Here is a 26,878-nt window from a genome sequence, read left to right as displayed (position 1 = left end):
ACATGGGAGGAAACAGGTGAGAAGTTTTGGACTAGCCTTTGCATCTTGGTTTGAAAAGTACACCTTTCTCTTGATTCCCGGCTCGCTGGTGCTAGGCTGGCTGCTCTCGGATGTCTTGCTGGGCTTTGTTCACTGGATTCCTTATTTATTCGGTTATATTACACTGGTTATGGCGCTTGGCTGTGGGATCCGTCATCTGCAAGGAGTTCTAAAACGCCCCTTTGCCGTTATGTTGACGCTGTTTCTTGCCCATGCGGCCGCACCGGTGCTTGCTTATGCACTGGGCTCGGCTGTGTTTGGTGCGCACTCGGATTATACGATCGGCTTGCTGCTGTTCGCGATCATTCCGCTGGGGATATCCTCGGTGATGTGGGTCGGGAGCTCCGGCGGCAGCGTTCCATTCATCTTAGCGGTGGTCGTGCTGGATACCATACTCAGTCCACTAGTCGTACCGGCTTTGATGGATATGTTTATCGGGGATGCTTTGGTTACCTGGAATGCGTCTGAGCTGATTCTCGATTTGCTGACCATGGTGGTATTGCCCACTGTGATCGGGGTGATGCTGTATGAAGGCTCCAAAGGACGGATTAAAGACTGGTCGGCTCCCGTAGCCCAGCCGATCTCGAAGGTGTTTTTTATGCTCGTGGTTATGCTGAATGCAGCTGCCATCGCTCCCCATGCAGCAGGCATGAAGGATGAGATGCTGGTGGTTATCCCGGTTGTTTTCACGTTGATTGTGATCTGTTATTTGCTTGGTTATTTTGGCTCGTATGCGATGCCGGGACCGACACGGGAAATGCAAATTACATTTACATACGCGTCCGGAATGCGTAATATATCACTCGGGATGGTGCTGGCTACAACGTATTTCTCACCCCAGGCTTCCATCCCGGTGGTGCTTGGCATTATGTTCCAGCAGCCAGCGGCGACCATCATTCATGCGTTATTTCACCGAAGACGCACACGGGCGGTAAGTTATCCAAAATGATCACGCGGCAGAAAGAGGAGAGACCATGAGGCAGTATCGCAATCGTTTGACTCTGATTATGCTTACTTTAATTGGGTTATCTATGCTCGCGGCAGGACTGGCTATGGTGACGGTATTCAAGCAGTCCCATGTTCAGCTGCTGGAGGACAATATGGTCCGGGAGATTCGGCTTCTGCAGACGATGATGGAGTTTCCGGATGCGGACAGCGCGGATGCTATCACGTATTATACCAACAGATCCATACAGCTTGAGGAGCTGTCCGAGTCGAGAGTGACATTTATATTGAAGGATGGCAAGGTCATCGGGGATTCGGAAAGTGATCCGTTAACTATGGATAACCACGCTTATCGCGAAGAGATGCTTCAGGCGGTTAAAGAAGGCCGCGGGAGTACCATTCGCCGGAGCGATACGCTTGAGCAGGACATGCTCTACGTTGCTCTTCCGGTCAAGTCCGGAGAGAATTTTGACGGATTCGTCAGATTGTCGGTTAGCCTGAAAGCAGTGGACCAGGGAGTCAGGCAAGGCTGGACCGTCATGGGGATTGGCCTGCTGGTGTTGTTCCTGATTGCTGCCCTGGTGAGTTATCGTGTCGCTAAAGGATTGACGTCACCGCTAGAGAAAATCACGCGCGTTGCCAGACGGATATCGAGCCTTGAATATGATGCGAGGGTGAAGATTCACCGTAAGGACGAGATCGGTCAATTGGCGCAAGCGATTAACGGAATGGCCGACAGCCTGCAGACCCAACTGCGGACGATACGGGATAATGAGGATTTGCTGCAAAGCGTTCTAAACAATATGACAGGCGGTATCGTCATGGTGAACGGAGCAGGTCAGATTATTCTTGTGAACCGGGCTGCCGAGCGAATGCTCGGCATTAATGCCGAAGTGATAACAGGCAAATCGTACCGTGAGCTCAAGCAGCATTATGAATTGACCAAACTGATGGAGCAAGGCTTGGAGAGCAAGGAAGGCTTCCATGAAGAGCGCAACATTTATTATCCGGTGGAATCGATCATCCGCCTGGATGGGGTTGCGATGATGCAGGAGGAAGAGCAGGAGTCATATAGAGGCATGCTGTTCCTCCTGCAGGATGTAAGTGATATCCGCAGACTTGAACGCATGCGGAGCGAATTTGTAGCCAACGTGTCTCACGAGCTGAAGACTCCGCTCGCTGCGGTTAAAGGGTTTGCCGAAACGCTGCTTGGTGGCGGGGTTACCGATGAGAAGACATCGCGTTCCTTCCTCCAGATTATTTATGACGAGTCCGAGCGGCTGAACCGGCTGATCGGTGACATTCTAGAGCTGTCCAAGATCGAATCCAAGCGGATTCAGATGGATTATTCGCCGATTCATCTGTCGGCGTTCTTTGATACGATATCCGAAATGATGCGCACGGTCGCAGAGAAGAAGCGGATCAGCCTGGAGCTCGACATTCCGGAAGAGCTGTTTATGGAGGGAGACGAGGACAAGCTCCGCCAGATATTTATGAATCTGCTCTCGAACGCGATCAGTTACACGCAAGAAGGCGGACGAGTAAAATTAACGGCTCTTGAAAAGCATAGTCATGGGAACGCCGAGGATATTGTGGAATTCATCGTTAAGGATTCGGGGATTGGCATTCCGAAGAAAGATCTTCCCCGTATATTTGAACGATTCTATCGGGTGGATAAAGCGCGTTCGCGCGGATCAGGCGGAACGGGGCTTGGACTATCAATCGTGAAGCATCTGGTGGATCTTCATCACGGAACCATCAAGGTGGAGAGCGAGCTCGGAATCGGCAGCTCCTTCATTATTGAGCTTCCGATATTGCAGGAAACCCAGGAGACAGGGAGTTAACACTCCGTTAACATTCTGTTGATATACTTGCATAAGCAGTCCAATTATCAAGGTAAGGGCGGGGGTAACATTGACGCAACGCATGCTGGTTATCGAAGATGAGCCGACACTTTCGCGGCTGTTGTCTTACAATCTGACGCAGGAAGGTTTTCAAGTCGAGGTAGAGGAACACGGTACCGCAGGTTACGAGAAAGCGTCGCATCATGAATATGATCTGATCCTGCTGGATGTCATGCTGCCTGGCATGAACGGCTTTCAGATTTTAGAGAAGCTTCGCAGTAACGGAATTACCACGCCGATCATCATTCTGACCGCGAAGAACGCCGAGGAAGAAGTTGTTCAAGGTTTGAAGATGGGGGCGGATGACTATATTACCAAGCCATTTGGCGTATCTGAGCTGCTGGCCCGCGTATCGGCCGTTATGCGCCGGGTTTCCGGTCACGCCGATGAAGTGAAGACGACAGATAATCAAGGAAATGTCATCTCACTTGGACAACTGGAAATCTATCCTGAGAAATACGAGGTTCGTCTTGGCGGCCAGAGCATTAATCTTAGGCCGAAAGAATTTGAAGTGCTGCTCTACCTGGCCAAAAAACCGGGCGTTGTGTTAACAAGGGATGATCTGATGAACGTGGTCTGGGGCTTCGATTATATCGGCGGACAGCGAACCGTGGACGTTCATGTGAGTTCCCTGCGCAAGAAGCTTGAGCTTGATCCTGAATCTGTACACATTGACTCCATTCGCGGGGTTGGTTATAAACTTGTAGTAAATCCGAAAAAAGGCTCCCATCATTCCGTTTGAAATGATGAGGAGTCTTTTTTTTGGGTCTTTGGTCAGATCCTGATGTGTCTAATGTCTCATATCCCCGCGATTATCCTTCCGTAGTTTACGCTCCCTTAATCATTCGAGTATATTCCCATAATACTTGTTCGGTAAGATGCGTCTAAAGGACCAGATGAAGAAGGGGTGAAGGCGCATGACACTGCTTCAAACCAAACCAAATCAGACAGAGAGAATGAAGATGGAGGTAGAGCCGGAACTTGATGGACAAGTAGCAAACGAGCCTGAAGCAGGTGATTTATATCGGCAATACATAAGAAGGGTCCCTGTTATAGGAAAGACTGAATCCTGCCTTGATGTGTTGAATGTTTTTGCGAAGGACCCGCGTATTCCGTGTGTTAATTATTGCGATGAGGCAGACACACCAGCAGGACTGATCATGCGGGATGTGTTTTACCAGCGAATGATGGGCAGGTTTGCCGTTGACCTGTATTATTCCAAGCCCGCCTTCCAGTTTGCGGACCATCAACCGATGCGTGTCGATATATCCGAGAAGGTCGGAACGCTGCTGGAATTGTCCCTACAGCGCCCGGATTCAAAATTCTATGATTGTGTCCTGATCACGGATTCAAACCAACTGCAAGGTGTGCTTACCGTCCGGGATCTGATGAGTCTGTCCAGCGGGCTCCAAGCGGAGGCGGAAGAGAAGCGGGAACTGATCCTGCAGGAAAGCTACCGGCATACCCGGAACATTCAATCCTCATTAACCGACGTCCGAACGGCAGCAGCGAGAACGAACTCGGAATGTATACGGATGAGGGAGTGGTCTCAAACCGGGAAGGAGAAACTGGATCTTGTCCGAACCTCGTACCTTGGCCTTGTGGAGGATATGACGAAGCGTGAAGGCCAGGCCTCCGAGCTCGCGGCGGATGCCAGCCGCATTTTTTCCATAACCGGCATGATTACCGAGCTTGCGAACCAAAGCAGTCTGCTGGCAATGAATGCCTCGATTGAAGCCGCACATGCCGGCGAGCATGGGCGGGGATTTCAAGTGGTTGCGGCAGAGGTACAATCGCTGGCTAAACAAACACGCAAGCTCTCAGGGGATATATCGCAGCTGCTGGAGCAAATCCAGCGGCTGGCAGCAGATACAGCCAAGGGGGCCGTATCATCGCTGAAGGAAATTCAATCCTGCGAGGGGTATGTAACGGAAGGTGCCCAGATGTTTAATGAAATGGACAACGCCGTTCAAGAGGTGGAGAAATCCGGGAGCCAGGTTTATCAACTGGCCGAGGAAACCGTTAGGCGTGTGGAGCGGGTTAAGGATGAGCTTGCTGGAATGAACACCGGCGAATCTTCGATCAAGGAAGAAAGATCGAATCTATAACTCTACTTTTATTAAAATATTTTACACTGCGTTTACATTTCTAAGAAACTGCTATTACATTCCGGGATTATTATCAATATTGTAAGCAGGAAGTAGAGACAACAACCATTTTGAAGGAGTGGATTCGTTTGTTTAGAAGAAGGGGTCGTAAACCAGCAGGTATTCTCGTATTGGTGTTAATGCTGAGCACACTTTTGGCAGCATGCGGAGGAGGAACTTCCGGCGGTGCTTCAGGAGAAAATAAAGAGAATGGTTCAGCACAGCAAACAGAGGAAAATACCTCAACAGCTTTGACAGGAACAATTGAAATTGATGGTTCAAGTACACTGCATCCATTAACCGAAGCGGTTGCTGAAGAGTTCGGTGCAGCTAACCCTGATGTCCGTATTCCAATCGGAACAGGCGGAACAGGCGCTGGCTTCAAACGTTTTAACAACAGCGAGATCGCAGTGTCCAATGCTTCCCGTCCAATTAAAGACAGCGAAGCTGAGGAAGCAAAAGCCAATGGCATTACCTATCATGAGGTTCTGGTAGCTTATGACGGACTGTCCGTCGTTGTTAATCCAAGCAATGAATTCGTAGATAAATTGACCGTGGATGAGCTCAAGAAAATTTACGAGCCAAACAGCACCGTAAAAACATGGGCTGACGTTCGTGAAGGATGGCCGGCAGAGGAAATCAAGATTTACTCGCCAGGTACTGACCACGGTACATTTGATTACTTCACAGAAGCAATTAACGGTGAAGCGCAAGCAAGCAGAAACGATAGCCAAATTACGTTCAGTGCCGATACAAACGCAGTCGTACAAGGGGTAGCTGGTGACAAGAACTCCATCGGATACTTCGGATTCTCCTTCTATGAAGAGAACCAAGACAAGTTGAAGCTGGTTCCGATTGATAACGGTACGGCTACAGTAGCTCCAAGCATGGAAACGATCAAGGATAACAGCTACGCTCCATTGTCCCGTCCGCTGCTGCTCTATGTTAACGATAAAGAGCTTGAGCGTCCAGAAGTGAGTGCATTCATGAACTTCTACCTTGAGAATGCCGCTAGTCTTGCTGGCGAAGTCGGATTCGTACCGCTTCAAGATGATCAGTACAAAGCAGAAAAAGACAAGTTGGCAAAATAATTAAAGACTAGATGCCCGGAGGGAATCCTCCGGGTGACCCATAGAAAGGGAAGAGGAGAATGAACAAAACTTCACCCGTGGCGGTAAACACAAAAAGCATGACATTCCGTCGAAGCAAAACACGCATCTCAGACAAAATCATTCCAATCTTACTCGGCTTGTGTGCCCTGCTTTCGGTGTTTACTACCATCGGTATTGTATATACGCTTCTGCAGGAATCCGTGATCTTCTTCAAGGAAGTACCGGTATGGTCCTTTCTGACTGGAACGACATGGAGTCCGATTCTCCCTCCAAAAGAATTCGGCGTGCTGCCCCTGCTGGGCGGCACATTGCTGATTACAGGCATTGCGATTCTATTCGCAGTGCCTATCGGCTTGGCATGCGCTATTTATCTCAATGAATACGCTCCTGCCCGGGTTCGGGGGGTTGTAAAGCCAGTGCTTGAAGTATTGGCTGGTGTACCAACGATTGTTTATGGATATTTTGCGCTTGAAACGGTAACGCCATTCCTTCAAAAGATTTTTCCCAACATGGGTATATTCAATGCGCTTAGCGCGGGTATCGTGGTAGGGATCATGGTCCTGCCGATGATTTCATCTTTAAGTGAAGACGCGATGCGTGCAGTACCCAAGAGTCTTCGTCACGGTGCCTACGCGCTCGGTGCTACCCGATTTGAGGTTGCACTGAAAATTGTGCTGCCTGCCGCTCTGTCGGGGGTCGTGTCGTCCTTCGTATTGGCATTCTCGCGTGCGATTGGCGAGACGATGATCGTAACGGTGGCTGCTGGTGCTACGCCGCAGCTGACGCTGAATCCGCTGGAAAGCATCCAGACCATGACTTCTTATATCGTTCAGGTAAGTATGGGTGATGTTCCGCGCGGAACGATTGAATACGGCACGATTTTTGCGGTAGGTCTGACCTTGTTTGTCATCACCTTCTTGCTTAATATATTGGCGCAGTGGGTCGCTCGCCGCTTCAGGGAGGAATACTAGATGGAACAATTGAATCTGGGAGACAGCAAAGGAATCAACCGGAGACGCCGTAGTGACCAGACGCTGCACATTATATTTCTGGCTTGTACCAGTATCGGTATTCTTGCCTTGATGGCTTTGATTGTTACGATTGTGACGGATGGCATTTTCAGACTATCGCCTGATCTGTTCACCAACTATCCGTCACGTATCGCGGATAAAGCAGGACTGAAGTCGCCGATTGTCGGCACGATTTACTTGCTTCTGCTCATGGCTCCGCTGTCCTTCATACTAGGCGTTGGCGCAGCGATCTTTCTTGAAGAGTATGCGGGCCGCAGCCGCTGGGTTCGGCTGATTCAGCTGAATATCAGTACGCTTGCAGGGGTTCCTTCTATTATATATGGTATCCTGGGGCTCGCTATTTTCGTACGTGGGATGAATCTGGGCCGCAGTCTGCTCTCCGGGGTATTAACGATGACGCTGCTGGTGCTGCCAATTATTATCGTTGCCGCTCAGGAGGCGCTTCGCGCCGTGCCTAAGAACCGGCGCGATGCTTCTTATGCGCTGGGCGCAACAAAATGGCAAACGGTATCCAGCGCTGTACTGCCTTCAGCGATTCCAGGAATCATGACCGGGGTTATCCTGGCCTTGTCTCGTGCGATTGGCGAAACCGCACCGCTGATCATGATCGGTGCCTTAACGTACGTGGCCTTCTTGCCGGAAAATCTGCTCGATTCGTTTACTGTCATGCCGATCCAGATCTTTAACTGGATATCAAGACCAAGTGAGGCTTTCCACGAGCTGGCGGCTTCGGGTATTATTCTGTTGCTCATCATGCTGTTCATCATGAACATCATCGCCGTGTGGATCCGGAACAAGTATTCGAAGAACATCTAAGAGACGCTTAAGCAGATCTAATCGTGAAAAAGGAGACATGAATAAGATATGGATTCCATCATACAGATTAAGAAATTAAACCTTTACTATGATACGTATCATGCGCTTAAAAACGTGGATCTGGACATTCCGGAAAAAACGGTGACGGCGTTCATCGGTCCGTCGGGCTGCGGTAAATCCACACTGCTGCGTACGCTGAATCGGATGAATGACATGATTCCTTCCACCCGGATTGAAGGCAGCGTGCAAATCGGCGGGACGGAAATCTACAGCGAGGAAGTCCACGTTGAAGCCCTGCGCAAGCAGGTAGGGATGGTATTCCAGCAGCCGAATCCGTTTCCTAAATCGATTTATGATAATATCGCCTACGGTCCGCGACTCCACGGTATCCGCAGTAAAGCGGAGCTTGACCAAATTGTGGAACAGAGTTTGAAGCAGGCCGTGCTGTGGGATGAAGTCAAGGATTATCTCAAGCGGTCCGCGCTGAGCTTGTCCGGGGGTCAACAGCAGCGTCTGTGCATTGCCCGGGCACTTGCCGTACAGCCGGATATTCTGCTTATGGACGAAGCTACTTCCGCGCTGGACCCGATTTCGACCCTGAAAATCGAAGAGCTGGTACAAGAGCTGAAGAGCAAATACACCATCGTTATGGTAACGCACAATATGCATCAGGCCGCCCGCGTATCCGGGCAGACGGTATTTTTCCTGAATGGCGAAGTGGTTGAATCGGCAAGCACCGATACGCTGTTCTCGACGCCGTCGGATGCACGTACCGAGGACTATATCTCGGGTCGATTTGGTTAACCCACACTCATATGATCTTTCTTAAAAGTAGATAGGAGGAACATCACACATGATCCGGAGAATTGAGTTTGATCAGCAGCTTAATGAGCTGAAAACCTTGCTGCAGGATATGGGCAAGCATATGGAGGAGGCACTGGCGAGCAGTGTAGAGTCTCTCCAGACCCTGGATGCGGAGAAAGCGCAGGCGGTTATCAAGAACGATGTGCAGTTAAACACAATGGAAGAGCAGATCATGGAGATCGGCTCCCGCTTGATCGTAACCCAGCAGCCTGTGGCGAAGGATTTGCGCCGGATATTGGTTGCTTTCCGAATTGCCAGCGATTTGGAGCGGATGGGCGACTTGGCTCGTGATGTCGCTAAAGTCACGATCCGTCTGCAAGGCCAGAAGCTGATCAAGCCCTTAGTGGATCTTCCGCGGATGTCGGATTTGGTGCGTGCGATGGTCTCGGAATCCATCGAATCCTATCTGATGGAAAACACGGATCTGGCTTATAAAATGGCCCAGGATGACGATCAGGTCGATCATTTGTACAGCGTCATTCTGCAGGATCTGTATTCGCATCTGACCTCTGATCCGGACTCGGCCAATCAAGCGATGCTGCTGATCATGGTGGGCCGTTACATTGAACGGATCGCCGACCATGCCACGAACATTGGCGAGAGCACCGTGTACCTCGTAACAGGTCACCGTCCCGACCTCAATCAATAGCATCATGACAGCCTAACGCTGGCGAAAGCTGGCGTTTTTTTGCGAGAATTTAGAAAACTCCAGCGAAGCGGAAACCATTCTTTAATCGCATTTATATATTTGGGGTCCCCGCAAAGTATTTGGAATAGCATCGAAGCACAGGCTCCACTTTGTGGGGTTATTTTGCGTTTCATCAAGAATTCATCGTTAATCGAACGGATTGTTCGGAATTGGGAGTAACCTATGTTATCATGTGGAAAGGAAGTAATATTGGTGCGAGGTGTTCTATGGACAAGCTGATTTTGATTGATGGAAATAATATCATTTACCGCGCATTCTTTGCGATGCCGCCGTTGACCAATGCCAGCGGACAGCAGACGAATGCAGTTTACGGTTTTACGACCATGCTGCTTCGCTTAATTGAGGAGCATAAACCGACCCATATGATGGTGGCATTCGATGCCGGCAAGGAAACGTTCCGGCATGCGGATTTTCAGGATTACAAAGGTGGCCGTCAAAAGACTCCTCCTGAGCTCTCCGGACAATTCCCGCTGCTGAAAGAGCTGCTGAAGGGTCTTGGCGTCTCCCAGTTCGAAATTGGCGGTTATGAGGCCGATGACATTATCGGGACCATTACCCGTCAAGCTGACGAAGCTGGCCGCAAGGTGATGGTCGTATCCGGGGATAAGGATATGCTGCAGTTGGCTTCGGAACATACCACGATCGCGATGGTCCGCAAGGGCGTTACTGATATTGAGTATTACGGACCTGAACAGATTAAGGAACGTTATAACCTGACGCCTGATCAGATTATCGATCTTAAGGGGCTGATGGGCGATGCTTCCGATAACATTCCCGGCGTTCCAGGAGTGGGTGAGAAGACGGCTCTGAAGCTGCTTCATGAATTTGGATCCGTAGAGGCCGTGGTGTCACGTACAGATGAGCTGAAGGGCAAGATGAAAGAGAAGATCGAAGAGCATGCCGATTCCGCCATACTCAGCAAGAAGCTGGCCACGATCTTCCGCGAAGTACCACTGGAGCAGTCGCTGGATGACATGGCGTTTACAGGCCTGAATGAAGAGACGGCAGGACCTGCACTGGCGAAGCTGGAGTTTAAATCGCTGATTGAACGGTTAAACCTGAGCACAAGCGGAATGGGCGGAGATCCGGCTGAGTCGAAGCCCGAAGCGAAGATTGAAGTGACCCTTGTGGACACGAAGGAACTTGCGGAGGTTGCGGATAACCTGGCCCAGGTGACCGTGCTCCATGTTGAGACGCATGGGGAAAACCCTCATCATGCTGAGGTGATCGGGCTTGCACTCGCTACAGAGGAACGACAGTACTTCATTCCTTTTGAGGTTCTGAAGTCGGAAGAGGCCGAGCCTGTCCGTACTTGGCTTGCCGATAGCGGGATCCCGAAACGCGGGTATGATCTGCACCGCATTGATCTGGCTCTCCACTGGCAGGGTATCGCTTTTGCCGGCGCAGCATTCGACGTTCATCTGGCTGCATACCTGCTCGACCCGACGGAAGCGAATCAAAGCCTTAGCGGGCTGGCCTCCAAATACGGGCTTGCGTATCTTCAAGCCGATGAGGATGTGTTCGGTAAAGGGGCCAAATACAAGGTTCCCGATGTGGAGAAGCTCAGCGAGCACATGGCCAGAAAATGTCTGGCTGTATCCGAACTGGTTCCCGTTCAGGAGAAGGAACTGGCTGCTAATGAAATGCTGCCGCTGTTCCATGAGCTGGAGATGCCGCTGTCCCGCATTTTGGCCGATATGGAGAAACAGGGAATTGCCGTGAATGCGGAGGATCTGAAAGAGCTGGGTCGCGAGTTTGAAGGTCAGATCGCGAAGCTGGTTCATGAGATTTATGAGATCGCTGGAACGGAATTCAATCTCAATTCCCCTAAACAGCTGGGCGAGATTCTGTTTGTGAAACTGGAACTTCCGGTCATCAAGAAGACCAAAACCGGTTATTCTACCGATGCCGAGGTGCTGGAGAAGCTCGCTCCTTATCATGATATTGTCCGTCTGATCCTGAAGTACCGTACCTTGGCCAAGCTGCAATCCACTTATGTGGAAGGTCTTCTGAAGGAGATTTCGTCACAGACTGGCAAAGTGCACACCTATTATCGCCAGACGATTGCCGCAACGGGACGTCTGAGCAGCCAATTTCCGAATTTGCAGAACATTCCGATCCGTCTGGAGGAAGGTCGCAAGCTGCGTAAGGTTTTCGTTCCGTCCGAGCCGGGCTGGAGCATTTTGGCAGCGGACTACTCCCAGATCGAGCTGCGTGTGCTTGCGCATATCTCGGATGATGAACGGCTGAAGGAAGCTTTTGTTCACGATATGGACATCCACACCAAGACCGCGATGGATGTGTTTGGAGTCGGCGTGGATGAGGTGGACTCCAATATGCGGCGGTCCGCCAAGGCGGTTAACTTCGGCATCGTGTATGGAATCAGCGATTATGGCTTGTCCCAGAACCTGAACATTACCCGGAAGGAAGCCGCGGCATTCATTGACCAGTATTTCGAGGTGTTCCAAGGTGTGCGGCGTTATATGGACGTGATCGTCAAGCAGGCGAAGCAAGATGGCTATGTGAAAACGTTGCTTGAACGCAGACGGTATCTGCCGGAGATTAATGCCAGCAACTTTAATCTGCGGTCCTTTGCGGAGCGGACGGCGATGAATACGCCGATTCAGGGAACGGCCGCCGACATTATCAAGCTGGCCATGGTCCATATGGACAAGGCATTGTATGATCGTCAATTGAAGAGCCGCATGCTGCTTCAAGTGCATGATGAATTGGTGTTTGAGGTGCCGGAGGATGAACTGGAGATCATGAAGGAACTGGTTCCGGAAGTGATGAGCCAGGCACTAAAACTGTCGGTACCGCTGAAGTCGGAAGTCAGCTATGGCGAGAACTGGTACGAAGCGAAGTAAAGTTGCACATTGTGTCAGTTAATAGAAGATCTTTTATAGGGATCATGGCGTGAAGAGGGGCGCGATATGCACCATACCTTTCCACAAAACCATGGTCCCGCTCTGTCCCAACTTCCGGTATAATGGGAAATGAGGTGAAGTCATTATGCCGGAATTGCCGGAAGTAGAAACCGTGAAACGAACACTGAACCAATTGATTAAAGGTAAGCATATAGATCACGTATCCGTACATCTGCCGCGGATCATTCAGCGTCCCGACGATATTGAGGCATTTGCGTTTATGCTGAAGGATCATACCGTGGAAGGTGTAGAGCGCCGCGGGAAATTTTTACGGATATTGCTGGATGGGCTAGTCCTCGTCTCGCATCTTCGGATGGAAGGGCGTTACGGGGTGTACCCTGCTGAGGAGCCGGTGGAGAAGCATACCCATGTCATCTTTCATTTCTCGGATGGCACGGAGCTGCGCTATAAGGACGTACGCCAATTCGGAACGATGCATCTTTTTGCAACGGGGGAAGAGTTCCAGCACGCTCCTCTTGCCAAGCTGGGTTATGAGCCGCTGGATGAGACGTTTACGTTCGGAACCTTTAAGGAAGTCATCGGCAGCAAGAAAACGAAGATCAAGGCGGTGCTGCTGAATCAGGCATATGTGGTCGGTATCGGCAATATATATGTCGATGAGGCATTGTTTCGAGCCGGGATTCATCCGGAGCGCAATGCTAACAGCCTGAAGGATGCCGAGCTCAAGCGATTGTTTCATGCGATTGTGGATACACTGTCCGAAGCCGTTGACGCGGGTGGTTCTTCCATTAAATCCTATGTCAATGGACAGGGTGAAATGGGGATGTTCCAGCACAGTCATCAGATTTACGGACGGAAGGACGAGCCGTGTAATACATGCGGAGGACCGATTCATAAGATCGTGGTTGGCGGACGGGGGACCCACTTCTGCCCGAAGTGTCAGCCGTTAAGGAAGTAATCCAATAGGCGTGCACCCATTCCTTTCCTCACACATATAATGTGGAACATATGTGGAGCGCATGGAGCTGCTCTTCTTCATGAATGAGCCGCTTGATGTGGAGCTTACGAGGAGGGAAAAGGGTGCTCAGTCATATTTTCTCGTCTGTGCTGCTGGCTATGGCATTAAGCCTGGACGGATTTGGGGCGGGGGTTACATACGGTCTGCGCAAAACCAGGATACCGCTGCTGTCTGTATTGATCATCTCGCTATGTTCCGGCTTGGTGCTTGGCGCCTCCATGCAGGCAGGCGCGCTGTTACAGCGGTTCTTATCCCCATCTGTGGCGTCCGTGATCGGAGCCGCCATTTTGATTCTGCTGGGCTTGTGGTCTCTATGCCAGCAAGTTCGCAGAAAAAACGAGTCTGATGTGCAGCCGGTTTCCAATAAGGTTATTACAAAGTCTCTTATAGAAACGCAGGGGGCTGACCATCAAGTAAAATTACGACGTGAGGTTAACACGGCAGGTCAAGAGCATCTTCAGCGGGCGGTATTTTCTCTTGAGATTCCGAAGATCGGCGTTGTCATTCAAATTCTCCGCAGTCCCTCGAAGGCGGATCTGGACGACTCCGGCAGCATCTCTCCGTGGGAGGCGATGTGGCTCGGGATCGCGCTATCGCTCGATGCGTTCGGGGCAGGACTTGGCGCAGCCATGCTGGGCTTCTCACCGTTAGGTACCGCAACGGTTGTTTCCTTGTTTAGCGGGATATTCCTGGTGCTGGGTATGAGGGTTGGTTTACGCTTTGCGTCCAAAGGCGGCATGCGTTTTATCTCTTATTTGCCTGCTTTTTTGTTAATCGTCATGGGTATAATGAAGCTGTTATGAGGTGAAGTCATGAATATCGGTTTAACCGGAGGAATTGCAACAGGCAAGAGCACCGTGTCCTCCATGTTGACCATGAAGGGAGCACTTCTCGTCGATGCGGATCTCATCGCCCGGGAAGTGATGCTCCCGGGTCATCCGGTGCTGGGTAAAGTGACCGAACATTTTGGACAAGCGATCCTGTTTGAGGACGGTACGTTGAATCGAAAAAAACTCGGGGAGATGATCTTCCATCATCCCGAGCAGAGAACGGTGTTGAATGAGATCACGCATCCGGCGATCCGGCAGGAAATCCGGGAACGGACGGAAGCGTATGAGCGGCAGTATCCGGACCGGCTCGTGGTAGCGGATATACCGCTGCTGCTTGAGGCTAAGGAGCATTATTCTTATCTTGACCAGATCGCTGTCGTTTATGTACCGCGAGAGCTGCAGCTAGAGCGTCTGATGGTGCGCGATGATCTTAACAGGGAAGCGGCAGAAGCGCGTTTAAACAGCCAGATGGATATCGAGGAGAAGAAGCGTCTGGCGGATATCCTTATTGATAACAGCGGAACATTGGCCGAAACACAGCAGCAGGTGGACAACCTGTGGGGCAGGCTGGTTCGGTTATGAGGTGGCTCCGTAAAAAAAGAGTGCTGCTTCTGTTGTTTGTCTCTTTTGTAGCGCTGCTGTTTCTGAGCTCGAACTGGATGACCTTGCTGTATCCGATTCATTATAAGGATGAAATCCGGAAGCATGCCGCTTACTATGAGGTCGATCCCTTCCTGGTGGCTTCCATCATTCGAGTGGAGACGAACTTCAAGCCAGGCAAGGAATCCAAGAGAGGCGCGCTGGGCATTATGCAGTTGATGCCGGATACGGCGAATTGGGCGATGGAAATGGCCAAGCTGCCATCGGTGAACCTGCTGAACGTGAAGAATGAAGTAGATGCGAATATCCAGTTGGGCACCTGGTATATTCAGAATCTGCACAAGGAAATGGACGGCAATCCGATTGCCGCCATCGCCGCTTACAATGCAGGCCCCGGGAACGTGAAGAATTGGATCAACAAGGGCATGTGGGATGGAACCTACGAGAATGTGAAGAGTATTCCTATCGGGGAAACCCGTCACTATGTACAGCGCGTGATTTATTATTATAATCAGTATACAGATGTGTATAAGGACGGCTTTTAACAAAAAAGAGCGCTGGACAGGCTCTTACATCGAGCCGTCCAACACTCCTTTTTTAAGGAAGAATCGATTATTGACCGGAGAATTGACCAGCCAATTGTTGCTCGGCCAGGGTTACAAGACGCTTTGTGATGTATCCCCCGATCGAACCGTTCTCGTAGGAAGTCATGTTACCTTGGTATCCGTCTTGTGGAATGGAGATACCAAGTTCTTGAGCTACCTCGTACTTCAATTGCTCAAGAGCAGCGTTTGCGCGAGGAACAACCAGGTTGTTGGAGTTGTTGTTGCTTTGTGCCATGTTAAGTTCACCTCCTTGGGTTGGTAAAAGTATTATGTCTCGGGTTTCGCATTTTCATAACATAAAAGAACAAAGTTTTGCTGGTAAATTTTTCTGTAGCGCCATTCAAGGCGAAATACGCTGAAACGAAGGAAGTGAAGATGACTTTATGAAGTGTCCATATTGCAGTTATGCCGGAACGAAAGTGCTTGATTCCAGGCCGGCCAACGAGAATAAATCCATCCGCCGCCGCAGGGAATGCGAGCAGTGCAGCAAGAGATTCACAACCTTTGAGATGGTGGAGGAAACGCCGCTGATCGTCGTGAAAAAGGACGGAAGCCGCGAAGAATTCAGCCGGGAGAAGGTGCTCCGCGGTTTGATCCGGGCATGCGAGAAGCGTCCGGTATCCGTGGACCAGCTGGATATGATTGTCTCGGATGTAGAGAAAGCACTGCGCAATACCGCAGCAGCAGAGGTGGAGAGCCGCCAGATCGGGGAGCTTCTGATGGAGCGGTTATATCCGGTCGATGAGGTAGCTTACGTCCGCTTTGCATCCGTGTATCGCCAATTCAAGGATATCAATATGTTTATGAAGGAACTGAAAAGCCTGCTGTCCAAGGGTACGGACGTTTCGGAGTTGTAAGAGCGCCCATGGTTCCGCACGATCCAGGTGCTCTTCTGGTGCTCTCATAGGGCCCATTATCATCATCGCTAAGTGACATTATATAGAGAAGTAAAAGGGATACAGCACGTCATCAAAAAATGTGAAAAACATGTTGACATGCCTGCTGATTTTTTATATGATATAGAAGTCGCTTACGGGGCCTTAGCTCAGCTGGGAGAGCGCATCGCTGGCAGCGATGAGGTCAGGGGTTCGATCCCCCTAGGCTCCATAATAAGAAAACCCTTGATGATATATCATCAAGGGTTTTTTGCTTTATTAGGACGGTTTTAAATACATATTTAAATGGATTTGGGGACGAATTGGGGACGAAATTAATATGGAGAAACATGCATGGCCATTCATTAGGTCATGAGAACATGCAGCGCAAGGGAGGAGCATATATTCAACGTGTCTTTAGCGCTTACTATCAGGAGGAAAAAGACATCGGTAAAGTCTCCGTACTAACATCTTTGGCCGCTGAACTTGGTCTGGATGAAAAGGAGTTCAAGCAAGCATTGGAGACAAGACGTTACCAAGAAGCTCATCAGAAAGCGCTGCATCATGCATACTATGAAAGCGGAGTTCGAGCCGTACCCACTTATATCATTGGTAACCAGGTGCTCCAAGGTTTCCACCGTACTAATACGATTCCTGGGACGATTTTCAGAGGGGACCATTGGGGGAGGAAAACACCCGTGTGACCCTAATTGTCGTAACCAGCTGTCCATCGAGTATTCCGGCAACAGCACGAACTGTGCCCCGTATTCCGCCGTAGAGGTTCGGCTAGGCGGAGTGGACGGCACCTTGATCGGAACGATACCGGTGCCTCCAACGGCAAGCGGGTGCGCCCCTACAAAATCGCCACCGGACAGCTGACGGAGGACTCATCGGCGTTCACGATGTGTATTTTGTTTTGATAGGTCAACCGATTCCACCTATAAATATATCGGAAACTTTGACCGGGCAGAATTTACCCGGCTGTAAAACAGAGACGTCCAGCCAGCTTTCTCATCAAGGTTGGCTGGACGTCTTTTTTAGGATGTATACTTATTTTTCAGCAACGATGGCAAACATGGGCCTATGGCGATTGAGAATTTTTTCTCCTGCGCGATAAAAATCGGCATCGAAACCTTCATGGACTTGGATTTTGGCAAATCCGATATATCGCAGCATTTCGGCGTCCCATCCCGGCCTTCTTACGTAGGTCAATGGCAAGGTAAGCGCCAATTGATCCCCTTCTTCGATATCCTTCTCTTCGCGATAAGGCAAGTAACCTTGATCAATTGCCTCTTCTTTAGCTTTTCTGAACAGCTCCGCCTCTTGGGGATTACTCAAAAACAAATTCCAGTTGGCATCGAAGATCATCACTTGTCCGCCGTCGTTCAGCATGCCATGCCAATTTTGATATGCGGCAACAGGATTATATAGGAACCAGGTGACGTTTCTGGAAATGATGATATCATATCTTTCTTCCGTCTTGTAATCGATAATATCGGTTTCTATTACTTTGAAATTGCAGTTGTGCTTTTTCGCATTTTTATTAGCTCTAGCCACCATTTCAGACGAGGAGTCAATGGCGGTAACCTCATGCCCCATCCAACTAAGCAAAACCCCGAAGAAGCCGGGACCTGTTCCCACATCTAGGATTTTCAAATTTTGTTTTCCGGATAACTGATGATTCAAGATCGCTTTCCATTGATCATAGGAGTCGGTTGCAAATTCCGTATCTACAATTTCATCATAGACAGCAGCTCCTTTGTCCCAATAGTCACGATATTGCTGCGCAAGTTTATGCTCGGTCATTATTCAGATCTCCTTTTTTTAAAAAAATGTTGCAAATCGTAATTATTACGATTAATAATATACAAAGATTACTCAGTATGCAAGCGGTCAAGATCATAGCGGCTGTTTAATCACAAACAACTAGAAGAAAATTAGGAGGAGCATGGATGTTGGGGAGATTTAGATTCGGAGTTGCAGGACTTGTCGCATTATCTTTGCTTATGGGGTGTTCGAAAGAAACAGACCCGGTCCCTGGCAAAGCAGAAGACAAGCAAATCGTTGTTGCCGTAACGCAGGACGCTGAGGGAGATAAGCTCGATGCTTCGACCTACAATGGATCAAGACATACGCATGCCGCTGTATATGACGCGCTTGTGGAATATGAAGGAGAAGGGGAGCTTGTTCCCAGCCTGGCTGAATTCTGGCAGGTCTCCGAAGACGGTAAGATGTACACTTTTCATTTAAGGAATCAGGTGCAATTCTCAGACGGCAGCCCATTGAATTCAACGGCGGTTAAGTTTTCCTTGGAGAGGGCGGTCAGCAGGGAAGAGAATGCCACGCTGGAAATATCCCGTTTGATTGCAAACATAGAAACACCGGATGATGACACTGTCGTGCTTTCTTTTAAACATACCGCAACTCAAGTGCTGTATGAGCTCAGCCAGGCAAGGCCGTTTCGGATTATGAGTCCAAACTCGGTAACTCCAGCGGGAGACGCGAACGGAACCTTTCAGCAAGCGATCGGCACGGGCCCTTGGAAAATAGGCAGTTACCGACAAGGGGTGGAGACCATACTGATAGCAAATGAACATTATTGGTTAGAGGAACCGTCAGCGTATTCACTCGTTTTTAGAGTGATTACAGATCCTCAGGCAAGGGTGATGGCGCTGCAATCCGGAGAGGTCGATCTTGCAGGCGGGGAACTTGGTAATGTTCCAGCAGAAAGTCTAAGTGTTTTCCTAAATAACGATAAGTACATGGTGGAGACCGGGGCGAGTACGATGTCCTACTTTTTGGTCATCAACCAAAACCAGGCGTTTCTATCGGACAAGAACATTCGCCAGGCCGTCAATTACGGAAACGATACGAGCAAATATGCCGATGGCACCGGCGATGCCGTCAGAGGATTGTTTCAAGAGAAAGTTGCGTTTGTAACCGATGATAATCAGCCTTCCTATCCTTACAATCCCGAGAAGGCCAAACAACTGATCGAAGCCTCGGGCTACGAATGGAACGAAAAGAAGCGTCTTTACGAGAAAGGCGGGCAAGTCCTGCAGTTGCGGTTGGTCATTCAAACGGAAGAATATCCAGAATGGAAAGAGATGGCGGAGATTTTCCAAGACAACATGAAGCAGATCGGAATCCAAATCCACATTGTGAATCAGGAAAGGGCGGCATACTACGATACGCTGTGGGGCAGCAAGGATTATGACCTGCTGATGTACCGGACCTATACGGATGCTCAACTGCCGTATCGATTCTTATCCTCGTTATTCCACAGCTCGCCATCTACGCCGGGGGTTGCCTTTCAAGATCGTCCTTTGTCGGATTTGCTGGATCAAATTGCGGCTACGGTTTCCGTCGAGAAACAGCAAGCCCTGTTCGACCAAGTGTTTCTTCGAATGAATGAGGAAGCTATGTCGGTACCCATATACTATACCAAGCAAACCTTTGTTCATACGAGCGATGTGATTGGCTTTGCATTCAATGCAATCGAGGACGATCCGTTGAAATGGCATCGCTTGAAGAAAGAAGACCAGTAATGCTGCGTTCCATGATCCATCGCCTGCTGATGCTGATGATTACCTTTGTCCTGTTTTCGTTGTTCGTGTTCGCATTGATGCGTCTGGCGCCGGGCGATCCGGCGTCCATGATGCTGTTAGAGATCGGAGCGGTACCGGAGCAGTCGTTGGTGGCTGATCTACAGGAACAATGGGGACTCGACCAATCGTTCCTTCAGCAATACATGGCCTGGGTGTTTCAGATTGTTCAAGGAGAACTGGGACATTCCTTCATGTCGGGGGAACCGGTGTTACATGAAATTATAAGTCGTTTAGAGCCGACGTATAGACTCATTGCAGGCTCTTTTGTACTAACGATCATCATTTCCATACCGGTCGGGATATGGCTGGGGCTAAATGAGGGTTCGATTCCTGATCGAGTCGTATACTCGTTAACCATCTTGGGATTGTCCGTTCCTTTATATTGGCTCGCTATTCTTCTAATGTATGCGTTTGGCGTCATATGGCCCGTCCTTCCGGTTATTGGCAGTTCTACCTTGCTGCATTATGTACTTCCGGTGACGGCCATTTCGCTGGTACAAAGCGTTTATTTCATTCGAATGGTACGTTCCTATACCGTTCAGTACAGCAAATTCTCGTATATCGAGGCTGCAAGGGCCAGAGGTTTGCGTAACTCGATCTTATATCCATCCTATTTATTTCGCTCAATGCTCGTACCGGTCCTGACGTTAATCACGACGAGTCTGCCAAGTTTTTTCGGGGCTTCGATCATAACGGAAACGATCTTTAGTTTCCCTGGGTTCAGTAAATATATGCTTGAGGCTATATATCGCCGTGATTTTCCAGTCATTCAAGGGAGCGCGCTTCTAGTGGCTGCGTTTATCTTTGTGTTTCATTTTGTGACCGATATGCTGTACTTCTTAGCCGATCCACGCATTCATCTGGACAAGCAGAGGTGGGAACTATGATTCGTCTCATCCGGGTCAATAAACTTCCGGCAGCAGCGTTGCTGTTTATCGCGATTCTTATGATTACAGGACTCACCGCCCCATGGGTTTCACCCTATGACCCGCTCCATACGAATCATGAGCAAAAGCTTCTTCCTCCAAGCCTTGCTCATCCCTTTGGAACGGATTATTTAGGAAGGGACTTGTTCAGTCGCGTGATCCACGGCATCAGTGAATCGGTGTTCCCTGTTTTCATCGTTCTCGGCGTTGTCATGCTGATCGGGCTTTTTGTTGGTACGGCGAGCGCTTTTTTTGGAAAAAAACTTGATATGTTCATGATGAGCGTGACGGATACATTTACGGCATTGCCGAATATCCTGCTCACGATCGTGATTGTCGGTTTTCTTGGTTTCGGCATGGAACATGTCTATTTTGCTGTGATACTGTCCTGGTGGGCCAAGTACGTGAGATTAATACGGGGTTTGATCCATGACGTTAAGAAGGAACCGTATATCATTGCTAGCAGGGTAAGCGGATCCTTTGGAATGAGAACGATGATAAGGCATATGATACCGAATATCGCGCCTCAGATTGGAACCATGCTGATCCTTGATGTAAGCAAGGTGATATTGACATTATCGGGTCTATCCTTTCTAGGGATTGGCGCGCAGCCTCCGTCACCTGAATGGGGGGTTATGTTGCTGGATGGGATAAATTACTTGCAGGTTGCATCGTGGATGGGTTTCTTTCCGGGGTTCATGATTTTTCTGACAGCCTGTTCCTTCCAGATTGTAGGCGAACGGCTAAGGAGGGAGAAGTAAATGGAGGTCATAGTCGAAGTAAATCATCTGAACATTCGAAATGCGGAGGGTCTAACTCTGGTGAATAACAGCAGCTTTTCTTTGGAATCGGGGAAGACGTACTGTTTAATCGGAGAGAGCGGGAGCGGTAAAACGTTAACAAGCAAAGCCATGTTAGGGTTGCTTCCTGCTAATCTGCAAATGTCTGGTGATGTCCTGTTACGCGGCCAAAAACTGAATCGTTTATCCAAGCGGAACTGGCGGAAAATCAGGGGGAGACATATAGGTGCCATTTTTCAGCATCCTGAACAAGCCTTGCACCCTTCTATTCCTATCGGAAAGCAATTGAGTGATTTGATGCGGAGCCACTTGCCCGTTTCGAGATATGAGGCTGAGAAGCAAGCGGAGCAGATGCTATCTCAAGTGCTCTTGAAAGAACCGGCACATGTGATGAAACGTTATGCTCATGAGCTGAGCGGCGGAATGAATCAACGTGTCATGATCGCGATGGCGCTGCTGTTAAAACCTGAAGTCATCATAGCCGATGAGCCCACGAGTGCACTCGATGTCACAACACAAGCAGAAATCATATCTCTTATGAGTTCTCTAGTACAAGAACTGGACATGAGTATGTTGTTTATTACGCATGACTTACTCCTTGCCGCTTATCTTGCGGATCGGATTGGTGTCATGCGTGCCGGCGAAATCATTGAGCAGGGAAGCCCGGATAAAGTCCTGGGGCAACCTGAGCATGAATATACCCAACGGTTATGCATGCATCGATCGCAGAGGTTTCTTAGCAAAGGAGGCGTATGAGCTCATGCTTCAAGTGCATCAGTTACATAAAGAAATCAATGGAAGGGAGATTCTGAAAGACATCCAATTTACTATAAAAGATGGAGGCTCTCTGGCCATTGTAGGTGAGAGCGGCAGTGGAAAATCTACGCTGACCCAACTGATTATGGCATTGAAGCAGCCGACATCAGGTCAAATTCTATTCAATGGGCGAGGGTTACCTAGCAAAGGAATTAAATCGTATAAAGAATGGTATCGCGATATTCAGATTGTTTTTCAGAATTCAGCCTCAACGTTGAATCCTTCGATGAGCTTGTTTCAGTGCCTGGAAGAGCCATTAATTAACTTTACAGATTTGAAAAAAAAGGAGCGTAAAGAGAGGGTTATGGAATATTCATGCAAGGTCGGCCTTCATGAGGGCCTGCTCAGAAATCGGCCAGGCAGGCTAAGCGGAGGACAATATCAAAGGGCTTGCCTGGCAAAAGCATTGATCATTCATCCCAAACTATTGATTTGCGATGAAATCGTCTCCAACCTTGATATGATATTACAACAGCAGATCATCGAACTACTTATGTCCTTTCAGAAGGAAGAGGGGTTGTCTCTTCTGTTCATTACGCATGATCTCTCGCTTGTACCCGGATTGTGTACGGATATTTTGGTTATGAAAGAGGGGAAGATGGTCGAGGAGTTCCGTTCTTCTTCCCTCCGTCATGAGAGAGAGCGAGACAGCTACACCATGAATTTGGTTAAATCAACCGAAATGCTTGAAACTGCGTGGAAGCAGTATGTATAAGACGAAGCAATGACTCATTGAGAGTTTGTCTATATCGGAACGAAACTGGCCGCAGTATGAACCTTGATGAAATTGCACGTGATACCGAATTTGAGTATGACACTTACTTTATTAAGCAATTTAAAGCTAAAAAGGAATTTCACCTACAAAGTATAGGAACATCACTCGTGAGTTCGCTACTGCTCAATAGAAGATGAGGAAGAATCTATTATGAAGTCAGTGTTTATAACACATGGCTGGCAAGTTAGGGGCAGTGTAGACTACCAAGGCAACAAGTGATCGAAGCAGTAGGGCGTCGAAGCCGGAGCGGAGTTCAATACAGGCTTGTCCACTGCGAACGCTTCGAGCCTCTCCTAGCACGCGGTGTAATGATGGCTGCTGCAATACAAACCGGTCATTATAGTAGGTAGACTGGTTTAAGCGGCACAGGAAGGCAAGAGAGATTTCATCCTTGAGCCATCGTTCGGTAATTTAAACACCTTCAAGAGAATGCAACCATGTCGTAAGATATGGAGACAAGCTTGGAGGTGTTTTTGCGTTGGCAACAAGAGTAAGCTACCCTGTAGAAGTGAAGAGAAAAGCCATTGAAATGAAATTAACGGGTATTCCTGTGAGCGAAGTTAATTCCAACGATTGTAGTGGAGTGGATGGAGTCCATTCGAGGGGAAGTCAGTGTAACCAAGCAAGTGCATGGATCGGGCTTCCTCGTGCCACCTACTATCGCTGGAAAGACGCCTACGGGAGCAAATACAAATCACATGGTAGAGAAGATTCGTGAACTCTGCAGGCAGCACAGGCTTAAGCGCCAATTCAACGCCGATGCCCAATATAACAGCTGCAGTTAAGGGCCTATGTGTTATCACATCTGGTGCTCTTAGGGAGTTGCGGAGATATGGTTGTTGTAACGTATAATGATAACCAGCTATGCAGATAAAACTCGCAATAGGGGGAAAAGGGCAAAATGTTGGAGTTGTCAATCGATGAATCGGAACGACTGAGAAAAGTGGCACATGCATTGGCTTCGGAAGTCCGGATAAACATTTTAAAGCTTTTGAATCACAGCCGAGAAAATATTGTCGATATTGCTGAAAAATTAGATCTGCCTGTATCGACGGTCGCCTTCAATGTTCGGGTGCTGGAAAATGCGGGCATTATCGCGACGGAGGTACTGCCCGCATCCAGAGGCACAATGAAGGTTTGCACACGAACGTTTGATGATTTACGTATGAGTTTGAAATTAACCAACGGAATCTACAGTCCGACCAATCTGCACCAGATTGAGATGCCCGTTGGCTGTTATACGGATTGCGAAATCCATCCGACATGCGGCTTGATCACTGAATCCGGAATGGTTCAACCGCCGGACGAGCCGGCCTACTTTTTTCATCCGAGCCGAATTTCTGCACAGCTGATCTGGTTTTCCCGCGGATATGTAGAATATAAATTTCCTCTGTTTTCAGAGAGAGACGTAGACATTAAATCCATTCAGTTTTCGATGGAGCTATGTTCAGAAGCATTTCTTTACGATCATAACTGGCCGTCTGATATTACGATTTGGATCAATGATGTAGAAATCGGAACATGGACTTCTCCTGGTGACTTTGGGGACCGCAGGGGAAAGCTGAACCCGCCGTGGCTACCCGATAGTCATACGCAATACGGGCTGCTGAAAACCTGGAAAGTTGATAACTCAGGGAGCTTCCTCGACGACGTTGCTGTTTCTGAGGTGAATCTAGATGATCTCCGTCTGCTCGAGAATAAGTTGATTAGTTTACGAATCGGGATCAAGCCGGATGCAGAGCATATTGGAGGCATCAATATTTTCGGCAAGCAGTTTGGTGATTATGATCAAGATATCATAATGAGAATCATCTACTGAATCATAGCATCGCAAGGATTGTAGAATCGAGATATAAAGTCGGATTTGAAAAATGCTGCTGATGTTTGTAAAACAGTCGAAACGGGTCGGATCAGGGGCTTTTCCTGTACAGGGAAGCCTCTTTTTTATGAATTAGATTTAGGTTTGATGGTTATAAATTTATTCATTGCAAGTATTTTGTTTTAATTAAAAAAACGATAAAAAAGTATTGACGAATGGATTTAGATTGTTTAATGTTTGGTTTATCTTTACCGGTTCTTGCTATATCCAATTATTAAGAGGGAGAGGAGAGCGGTAACGAGAACACTTAACCAACGAAGAATTTAAGCGGAGTTTTGTTTAGTTTTATCACTTTATAAGGGGGATTTTTATGAAAACTTCCAAGCTCTATAAAGTCGCATTAGGGATGCTGCTTGTTATGTCATTCGTGTTAAGTGCATGCTCATTAGGCAATGAAGGTAAAACCGATAACGGAAATGAAAACGCTTCAAAAGGGCCGGGAACCGCTCCCGGTGAGAAGGTCACCATCACCTACTGGAACATGTTCGGCGGAGGTGACGGCGCCATTATGAACGAACTGGTGAAAAAATTTAACGATGAACATAAAGGTAAAATCGAAGTGAAGGCATTGACGCAGGATTGGGGCCAGTTTTATACCAAGCTGCAAACCGCTGTCGCAGGCGGCAATGCGCCTGATCTTGCGGTATCCCACACGTCCAAATTAAGCGAGCTGGTAGAACTGAAAATCATCGAGCCATTGGATCCATATATCGATTCGATGGGTATTGATCTAAGCGGATTCAATGAAAACATGGTAAACGCAACGTTATTTAACGATCAGCAATATGCCTTGCCGCTGGATGCTCATCCGCTCATCCTGTATTACAACAAAAAAATATTGCGTGAGTTGAATTTGCTGGACGAAAATGAAAAGCCAATCATTGAACCTGGTCCGGAAGGCTTCAACAGCTTTCTGCAAAAAATCAAAGACGGTGTTCCCAAAGGTAATGTGAATATGCTGCTCGGCTCCACAGGCGAGGATCCATACCGGATCTGGTGGGCGCTTTACAACCAGCTTGGAGGAGAGGGCCTGTTTGATGAATCCGGCCAAAAGGTGACGTTAAATAATCCGCAGGGCAAACAGGCTGCAGAATATATTAGCAGCTGGTTTGAGAGCGGCTTGATACCAAGAAACCTTCCTAAAATCGGCGAGACATTCCAAGCGGGGAAGGGTGCTGTGATGCCAACGGGGGTCTGGTTTACGAGCACACTGGAAGGAACAAAAGGACTGGAATTCGGAGCCATTCCTTTCCCGCAAATTTATGATAAGCCTGCAACCTGGATTGATTCACACAACTTCATTTTGCCGGTCCAGAAAAAAGGGCAGGACGAAAACAAGGTAAAAGCGTCGATCACGTTTGCAAAATGGGTGACAGACAACGCGGCTGAATGGTCCAAGGCCGGACATATTCCACCTTCCACAACGGCTGTCGAGTCAGAAGCGTTCAAAAATATGCCTTATCGCCAGGATTATTTGCAGGCTGGCAACGATGGTGTGTATTTGCCAAGATCGCCAAAAATGTGGCCGGCAAAAGACCAGCTTGTGCAGGCATTAGATACGATCTGGTCTGGTAAAGCACCTGTCGATAAAGGATTGGACGCAGCGGTACAAAGCATGGAAAAGCTTCTGAAACGATAGGCTGTTGCATTTGCATCGGAGTTACCGAGGATGTAACTCCGATGCACTTTGG

Annotated in this window: 25 protein-coding genes and 1 tRNA gene; 24 read left to right on the top strand and 2 right to left on the bottom strand. The window is 48.7% G+C overall.

The genetic code is table 11. The annotated features are described in order from the left end of the window. Positions 1–16 precede the first annotated feature (16 nt). The 14 genes from NYE54_RS26010 to NYE54_RS25945 all read left to right on the top strand — a co-directional run bounded on the left by NYE54_RS26010 (position 17) and on the right by NYE54_RS25945 (position 15,448). Positions 17–988 (top strand): bile acid:sodium symporter, encoded by a 972-nt coding sequence (locus tag NYE54_RS26010; RefSeq protein ID WP_339267247.1) that lies wholly within the window; start codon positions 17–19, stop codon positions 986–988. A 25-nt stretch (positions 989–1,013) separates the two neighbouring features. Further along, positions 1,014–2,828, top strand: coding sequence for an ATP-binding protein (locus tag NYE54_RS26005; protein ID WP_339267245.1), 1,815 nt, complete (start codon positions 1,014–1,016; stop codon positions 2,826–2,828). Positions 2,829–2,898: 70 nt separating this feature from the next. Further along, positions 2,899–3,630 (top strand): response regulator transcription factor, encoded by a 732-nt coding sequence (locus NYE54_RS26000; RefSeq protein WP_076324321.1) that lies wholly within the window; start codon positions 2,899–2,901, stop codon positions 3,628–3,630. A gap of 175 nt (positions 3,631–3,805) precedes the next feature. After that, entirely contained in the window at positions 3,806–4,996 is a 1,191-nt protein-coding gene (locus NYE54_RS25995; RefSeq protein ID WP_339267243.1) for a methyl-accepting chemotaxis protein, read from the top strand. 128 nt (positions 4,997–5,124) lie between these two features. Continuing rightward, complete coding sequence (locus NYE54_RS25990) at positions 5,125–6,126, top strand: PstS family phosphate ABC transporter substrate-binding protein (protein ID WP_339267241.1); 1,002 nt, start codon at positions 5,125–5,127, stop codon at positions 6,124–6,126. Positions 6,127–6,185: 59 nt separating this feature from the next. Then, a complete protein-coding gene (pstC, locus tag NYE54_RS25985) occupies positions 6,186–7,118 on the top strand; it encodes a phosphate ABC transporter permease subunit PstC (RefSeq protein ID WP_076324318.1) in 933 nt (310 codons plus the stop codon). Next, positions 7,119–7,994: a phosphate ABC transporter permease PstA gene (gene pstA, locus NYE54_RS25980; RefSeq protein ID WP_076324317.1), complete on the top strand. Its 876-nt coding sequence runs from the start codon at positions 7,119–7,121 to the stop codon at positions 7,992–7,994. 48 nt (positions 7,995–8,042) lie between these two features. Beyond that, on the top strand, positions 8,043–8,798 hold the full coding sequence (gene pstB / locus NYE54_RS25975) for a phosphate ABC transporter ATP-binding protein PstB (RefSeq protein WP_339267240.1): 756 nt from the start codon (positions 8,043–8,045) through the stop codon (positions 8,796–8,798). Between the two features lie 49 nt (positions 8,799–8,847). Continuing rightward, complete coding sequence (gene phoU / locus NYE54_RS25970; RefSeq protein ID WP_076324315.1) at positions 8,848–9,507, top strand: phosphate signaling complex protein PhoU; 660 nt, start codon at positions 8,848–8,850, stop codon at positions 9,505–9,507. Positions 9,508–9,773: 266 nt separating this feature from the next. After that, positions 9,774–12,434 (top strand): DNA polymerase I, encoded by a 2,661-nt coding sequence (polA, locus tag NYE54_RS25965; protein ID WP_339267238.1) that lies wholly within the window; start codon positions 9,774–9,776, stop codon positions 12,432–12,434. A 145-nt stretch (positions 12,435–12,579) separates the two neighbouring features. After that, entirely contained in the window at positions 12,580–13,413 is an 834-nt protein-coding gene (mutM, locus tag NYE54_RS25960; RefSeq protein WP_076324313.1) for a DNA-formamidopyrimidine glycosylase, read from the top strand. Between the two features lie 122 nt (positions 13,414–13,535). Then, a complete protein-coding gene (locus tag NYE54_RS25955; RefSeq protein ID WP_339267236.1) occupies positions 13,536–14,276 on the top strand; it encodes an MntP/YtaF family protein in 741 nt (246 codons plus the stop codon). A gap of 9 nt (positions 14,277–14,285) precedes the next feature. After that, the gene (coaE, locus tag NYE54_RS25950) at positions 14,286–14,885 is read left to right on the top strand and encodes a dephospho-CoA kinase (RefSeq protein WP_339267234.1); all 600 of its coding nucleotides are present in this window, start codon (positions 14,286–14,288) and stop codon (positions 14,883–14,885) included. Continuing rightward, positions 14,882–15,448, top strand: a complete 567-nt coding sequence (locus NYE54_RS25945; protein WP_339273667.1) for a lytic transglycosylase domain-containing protein — start codon at positions 14,882–14,884, stop codon at positions 15,446–15,448. Before coaE ends, NYE54_RS25945 begins: the two co-directional genes overlap by 4 nt. 67 nt (positions 15,449–15,515) lie before the next feature. On the opposite strand, the gene NYE54_RS25940 is transcribed toward NYE54_RS25945, so the two are convergent. Continuing rightward, a complete protein-coding gene (locus NYE54_RS25940) occupies positions 15,516–15,743 on the bottom strand; it encodes an alpha/beta-type small acid-soluble spore protein (RefSeq protein WP_053492022.1) in 228 nt (75 codons plus the stop codon). Positions 15,744–15,891: 148 nt separating this feature from the next. Here NYE54_RS25940 and nrdR point away from each other — a divergent pair, with 148 nt between their 5' ends. From nrdR to NYE54_RS25925, 3 genes are all read left to right on the top strand, one after another. Next, entirely contained in the window at positions 15,892–16,365 is a 474-nt protein-coding gene (gene nrdR / locus NYE54_RS25935) for a transcriptional regulator NrdR (RefSeq protein WP_076324309.1), read from the top strand. A gap of 177 nt (positions 16,366–16,542) precedes the next feature. Then, a tRNA-Ala gene (locus NYE54_RS25930) sits at positions 16,543–16,615 on the top strand. A gap of 91 nt (positions 16,616–16,706) precedes the next feature. Next, entirely contained in the window at positions 16,707–17,087 is a 381-nt protein-coding gene (locus NYE54_RS25925) for a DsbA family protein (RefSeq protein ID WP_339267233.1), read from the top strand. Positions 17,088–17,433: 346 nt separating this feature from the next. Here NYE54_RS25925 and NYE54_RS25920 read toward each other — a convergent pair whose 3' ends face one another. After that, complete coding sequence (locus NYE54_RS25920) at positions 17,434–18,189, bottom strand: class I SAM-dependent methyltransferase (RefSeq protein WP_339267231.1); 756 nt, start codon at positions 18,187–18,189, stop codon at positions 17,434–17,436. A 146-nt stretch (positions 18,190–18,335) separates the two neighbouring features. On the opposite strand from NYE54_RS25920, the gene NYE54_RS25915 reads away from it, so the two are divergent. From NYE54_RS25915 to NYE54_RS25885, 7 genes are all read left to right on the top strand, one after another. Then, a complete protein-coding gene (locus tag NYE54_RS25915; RefSeq protein WP_339267229.1) occupies positions 18,336–19,931 on the top strand; it encodes an ABC transporter substrate-binding protein in 1,596 nt (531 codons plus the stop codon). Next, on the top strand, positions 19,931–20,878 hold the full coding sequence (locus NYE54_RS25910) for an ABC transporter permease (protein WP_339267228.1): 948 nt from the start codon (positions 19,931–19,933) through the stop codon (positions 20,876–20,878). Before NYE54_RS25915 ends, NYE54_RS25910 begins: the two co-directional genes overlap by 1 nt. Then, positions 20,875–21,678: an ABC transporter permease subunit gene (locus NYE54_RS25905; RefSeq protein WP_339267227.1), complete on the top strand. Its 804-nt coding sequence runs from the start codon at positions 20,875–20,877 to the stop codon at positions 21,676–21,678. Before NYE54_RS25910 ends, NYE54_RS25905 begins: the two co-directional genes overlap by 4 nt. After that, positions 21,679–22,473, top strand: coding sequence for an ABC transporter ATP-binding protein (locus NYE54_RS25900; RefSeq protein ID WP_339267225.1), 795 nt, complete (start codon positions 21,679–21,681; stop codon positions 22,471–22,473). 4 nt (positions 22,474–22,477) lie between these two features. Beyond that, positions 22,478–23,248 (top strand): dipeptide/oligopeptide/nickel ABC transporter ATP-binding protein, encoded by a 771-nt coding sequence (locus NYE54_RS25895; RefSeq protein ID WP_339267223.1) that lies wholly within the window; start codon positions 22,478–22,480, stop codon positions 23,246–23,248. Positions 23,249–24,209: 961 nt separating this feature from the next. Next, entirely contained in the window at positions 24,210–25,127 is a 918-nt protein-coding gene (locus NYE54_RS25890) for a helix-turn-helix domain-containing protein (RefSeq protein WP_076324278.1), read from the top strand. A gap of 370 nt (positions 25,128–25,497) precedes the next feature. Then, positions 25,498–26,826, top strand: coding sequence for an ABC transporter substrate-binding protein (locus tag NYE54_RS25885; protein WP_339267220.1), 1,329 nt, complete (start codon positions 25,498–25,500; stop codon positions 26,824–26,826). The last annotated feature ends 52 nt before the right edge of the window (positions 26,827–26,878 follow it).

Origin of the sequence: Paenibacillus sp. FSL K6-1330 (assembly GCF_037976825.1) — a bacterium.
Taxonomy (GTDB): Bacteria; Bacillota; Bacilli; order Paenibacillales; family Paenibacillaceae; genus Paenibacillus_AQ.
This window is presented reverse-complemented; position numbering and strand designations above follow the sequence as displayed.

What these genes read in the sequence shown, in the direction of transcription:
- pstB (WP_339267240.1), top strand. Translation starts at nt 8,043, where the DNA reads ATGGATTCCATCATACAGATTAAGAAATTAAACCTTTACTATGATACG.
- NYE54_RS25920 (WP_339267231.1), bottom strand. Translation starts at nt 18,189, where the DNA reads ATGACCGAGCATAAACTTGCGCAGCAATATCGTGACTATTGGGACAAA.
- NYE54_RS25900 (WP_339267225.1), top strand. Translation starts at nt 21,679, where the DNA reads ATGGAGGTCATAGTCGAAGTAAATCATCTGAACATTCGAAATGCGGAG.
- phoU (WP_076324315.1), top strand. Translation starts at nt 8,848, where the DNA reads ATGATCCGGAGAATTGAGTTTGATCAGCAGCTTAATGAGCTGAAAACC.
- NYE54_RS25905 (WP_339267227.1), top strand. Translation starts at nt 20,875, where the DNA reads ATGATTCGTCTCATCCGGGTCAATAAACTTCCGGCAGCAGCGTTGCTG.
- NYE54_RS25885 (WP_339267220.1), top strand. Translation starts at nt 25,498, where the DNA reads ATGAAAACTTCCAAGCTCTATAAAGTCGCATTAGGGATGCTGCTTGTT.
- nrdR (WP_076324309.1), top strand. Translation starts at nt 15,892, where the DNA reads ATGAAGTGTCCATATTGCAGTTATGCCGGAACGAAAGTGCTTGATTCC.
- NYE54_RS25915 (WP_339267229.1), top strand. Translation starts at nt 18,336, where the DNA reads ATGTTGGGGAGATTTAGATTCGGAGTTGCAGGACTTGTCGCATTATCT.
- pstC (WP_076324318.1), top strand. Translation starts at nt 6,186, where the DNA reads ATGAACAAAACTTCACCCGTGGCGGTAAACACAAAAAGCATGACATTC.
- NYE54_RS25995 (WP_339267243.1), top strand. Translation starts at nt 3,806, where the DNA reads ATGACACTGCTTCAAACCAAACCAAATCAGACAGAGAGAATGAAGATG.
- polA (WP_339267238.1), top strand. Translation starts at nt 9,774, where the DNA reads ATGGACAAGCTGATTTTGATTGATGGAAATAATATCATTTACCGCGCA.
- NYE54_RS25890 (WP_076324278.1), top strand. Translation starts at nt 24,210, where the DNA reads ATGTTGGAGTTGTCAATCGATGAATCGGAACGACTGAGAAAAGTGGCA.
- NYE54_RS25910 (WP_339267228.1), top strand. Translation starts at nt 19,931, where the DNA reads ATGCTGCGTTCCATGATCCATCGCCTGCTGATGCTGATGATTACCTTT.
- coaE (WP_339267234.1), top strand. Translation starts at nt 14,286, where the DNA reads ATGAATATCGGTTTAACCGGAGGAATTGCAACAGGCAAGAGCACCGTG.
- NYE54_RS25940 (WP_053492022.1), bottom strand. Translation starts at nt 15,743, where the DNA reads ATGGCACAAAGCAACAACAACTCCAACAACCTGGTTGTTCCTCGCGCA.
- NYE54_RS25895 (WP_339267223.1), top strand. Translation starts at nt 22,478, where the DNA reads ATGCTTCAAGTGCATCAGTTACATAAAGAAATCAATGGAAGGGAGATT.
- NYE54_RS26005 (WP_339267245.1), top strand. Translation starts at nt 1,014, where the DNA reads ATGAGGCAGTATCGCAATCGTTTGACTCTGATTATGCTTACTTTAATT.
- NYE54_RS25945 (WP_339273667.1), top strand. Translation starts at nt 14,882, where the DNA reads ATGAGGTGGCTCCGTAAAAAAAGAGTGCTGCTTCTGTTGTTTGTCTCT.
- pstA (WP_076324317.1), top strand. Translation starts at nt 7,119, where the DNA reads ATGGAACAATTGAATCTGGGAGACAGCAAAGGAATCAACCGGAGACGC.
- mutM (WP_076324313.1), top strand. Translation starts at nt 12,580, where the DNA reads ATGCCGGAATTGCCGGAAGTAGAAACCGTGAAACGAACACTGAACCAA.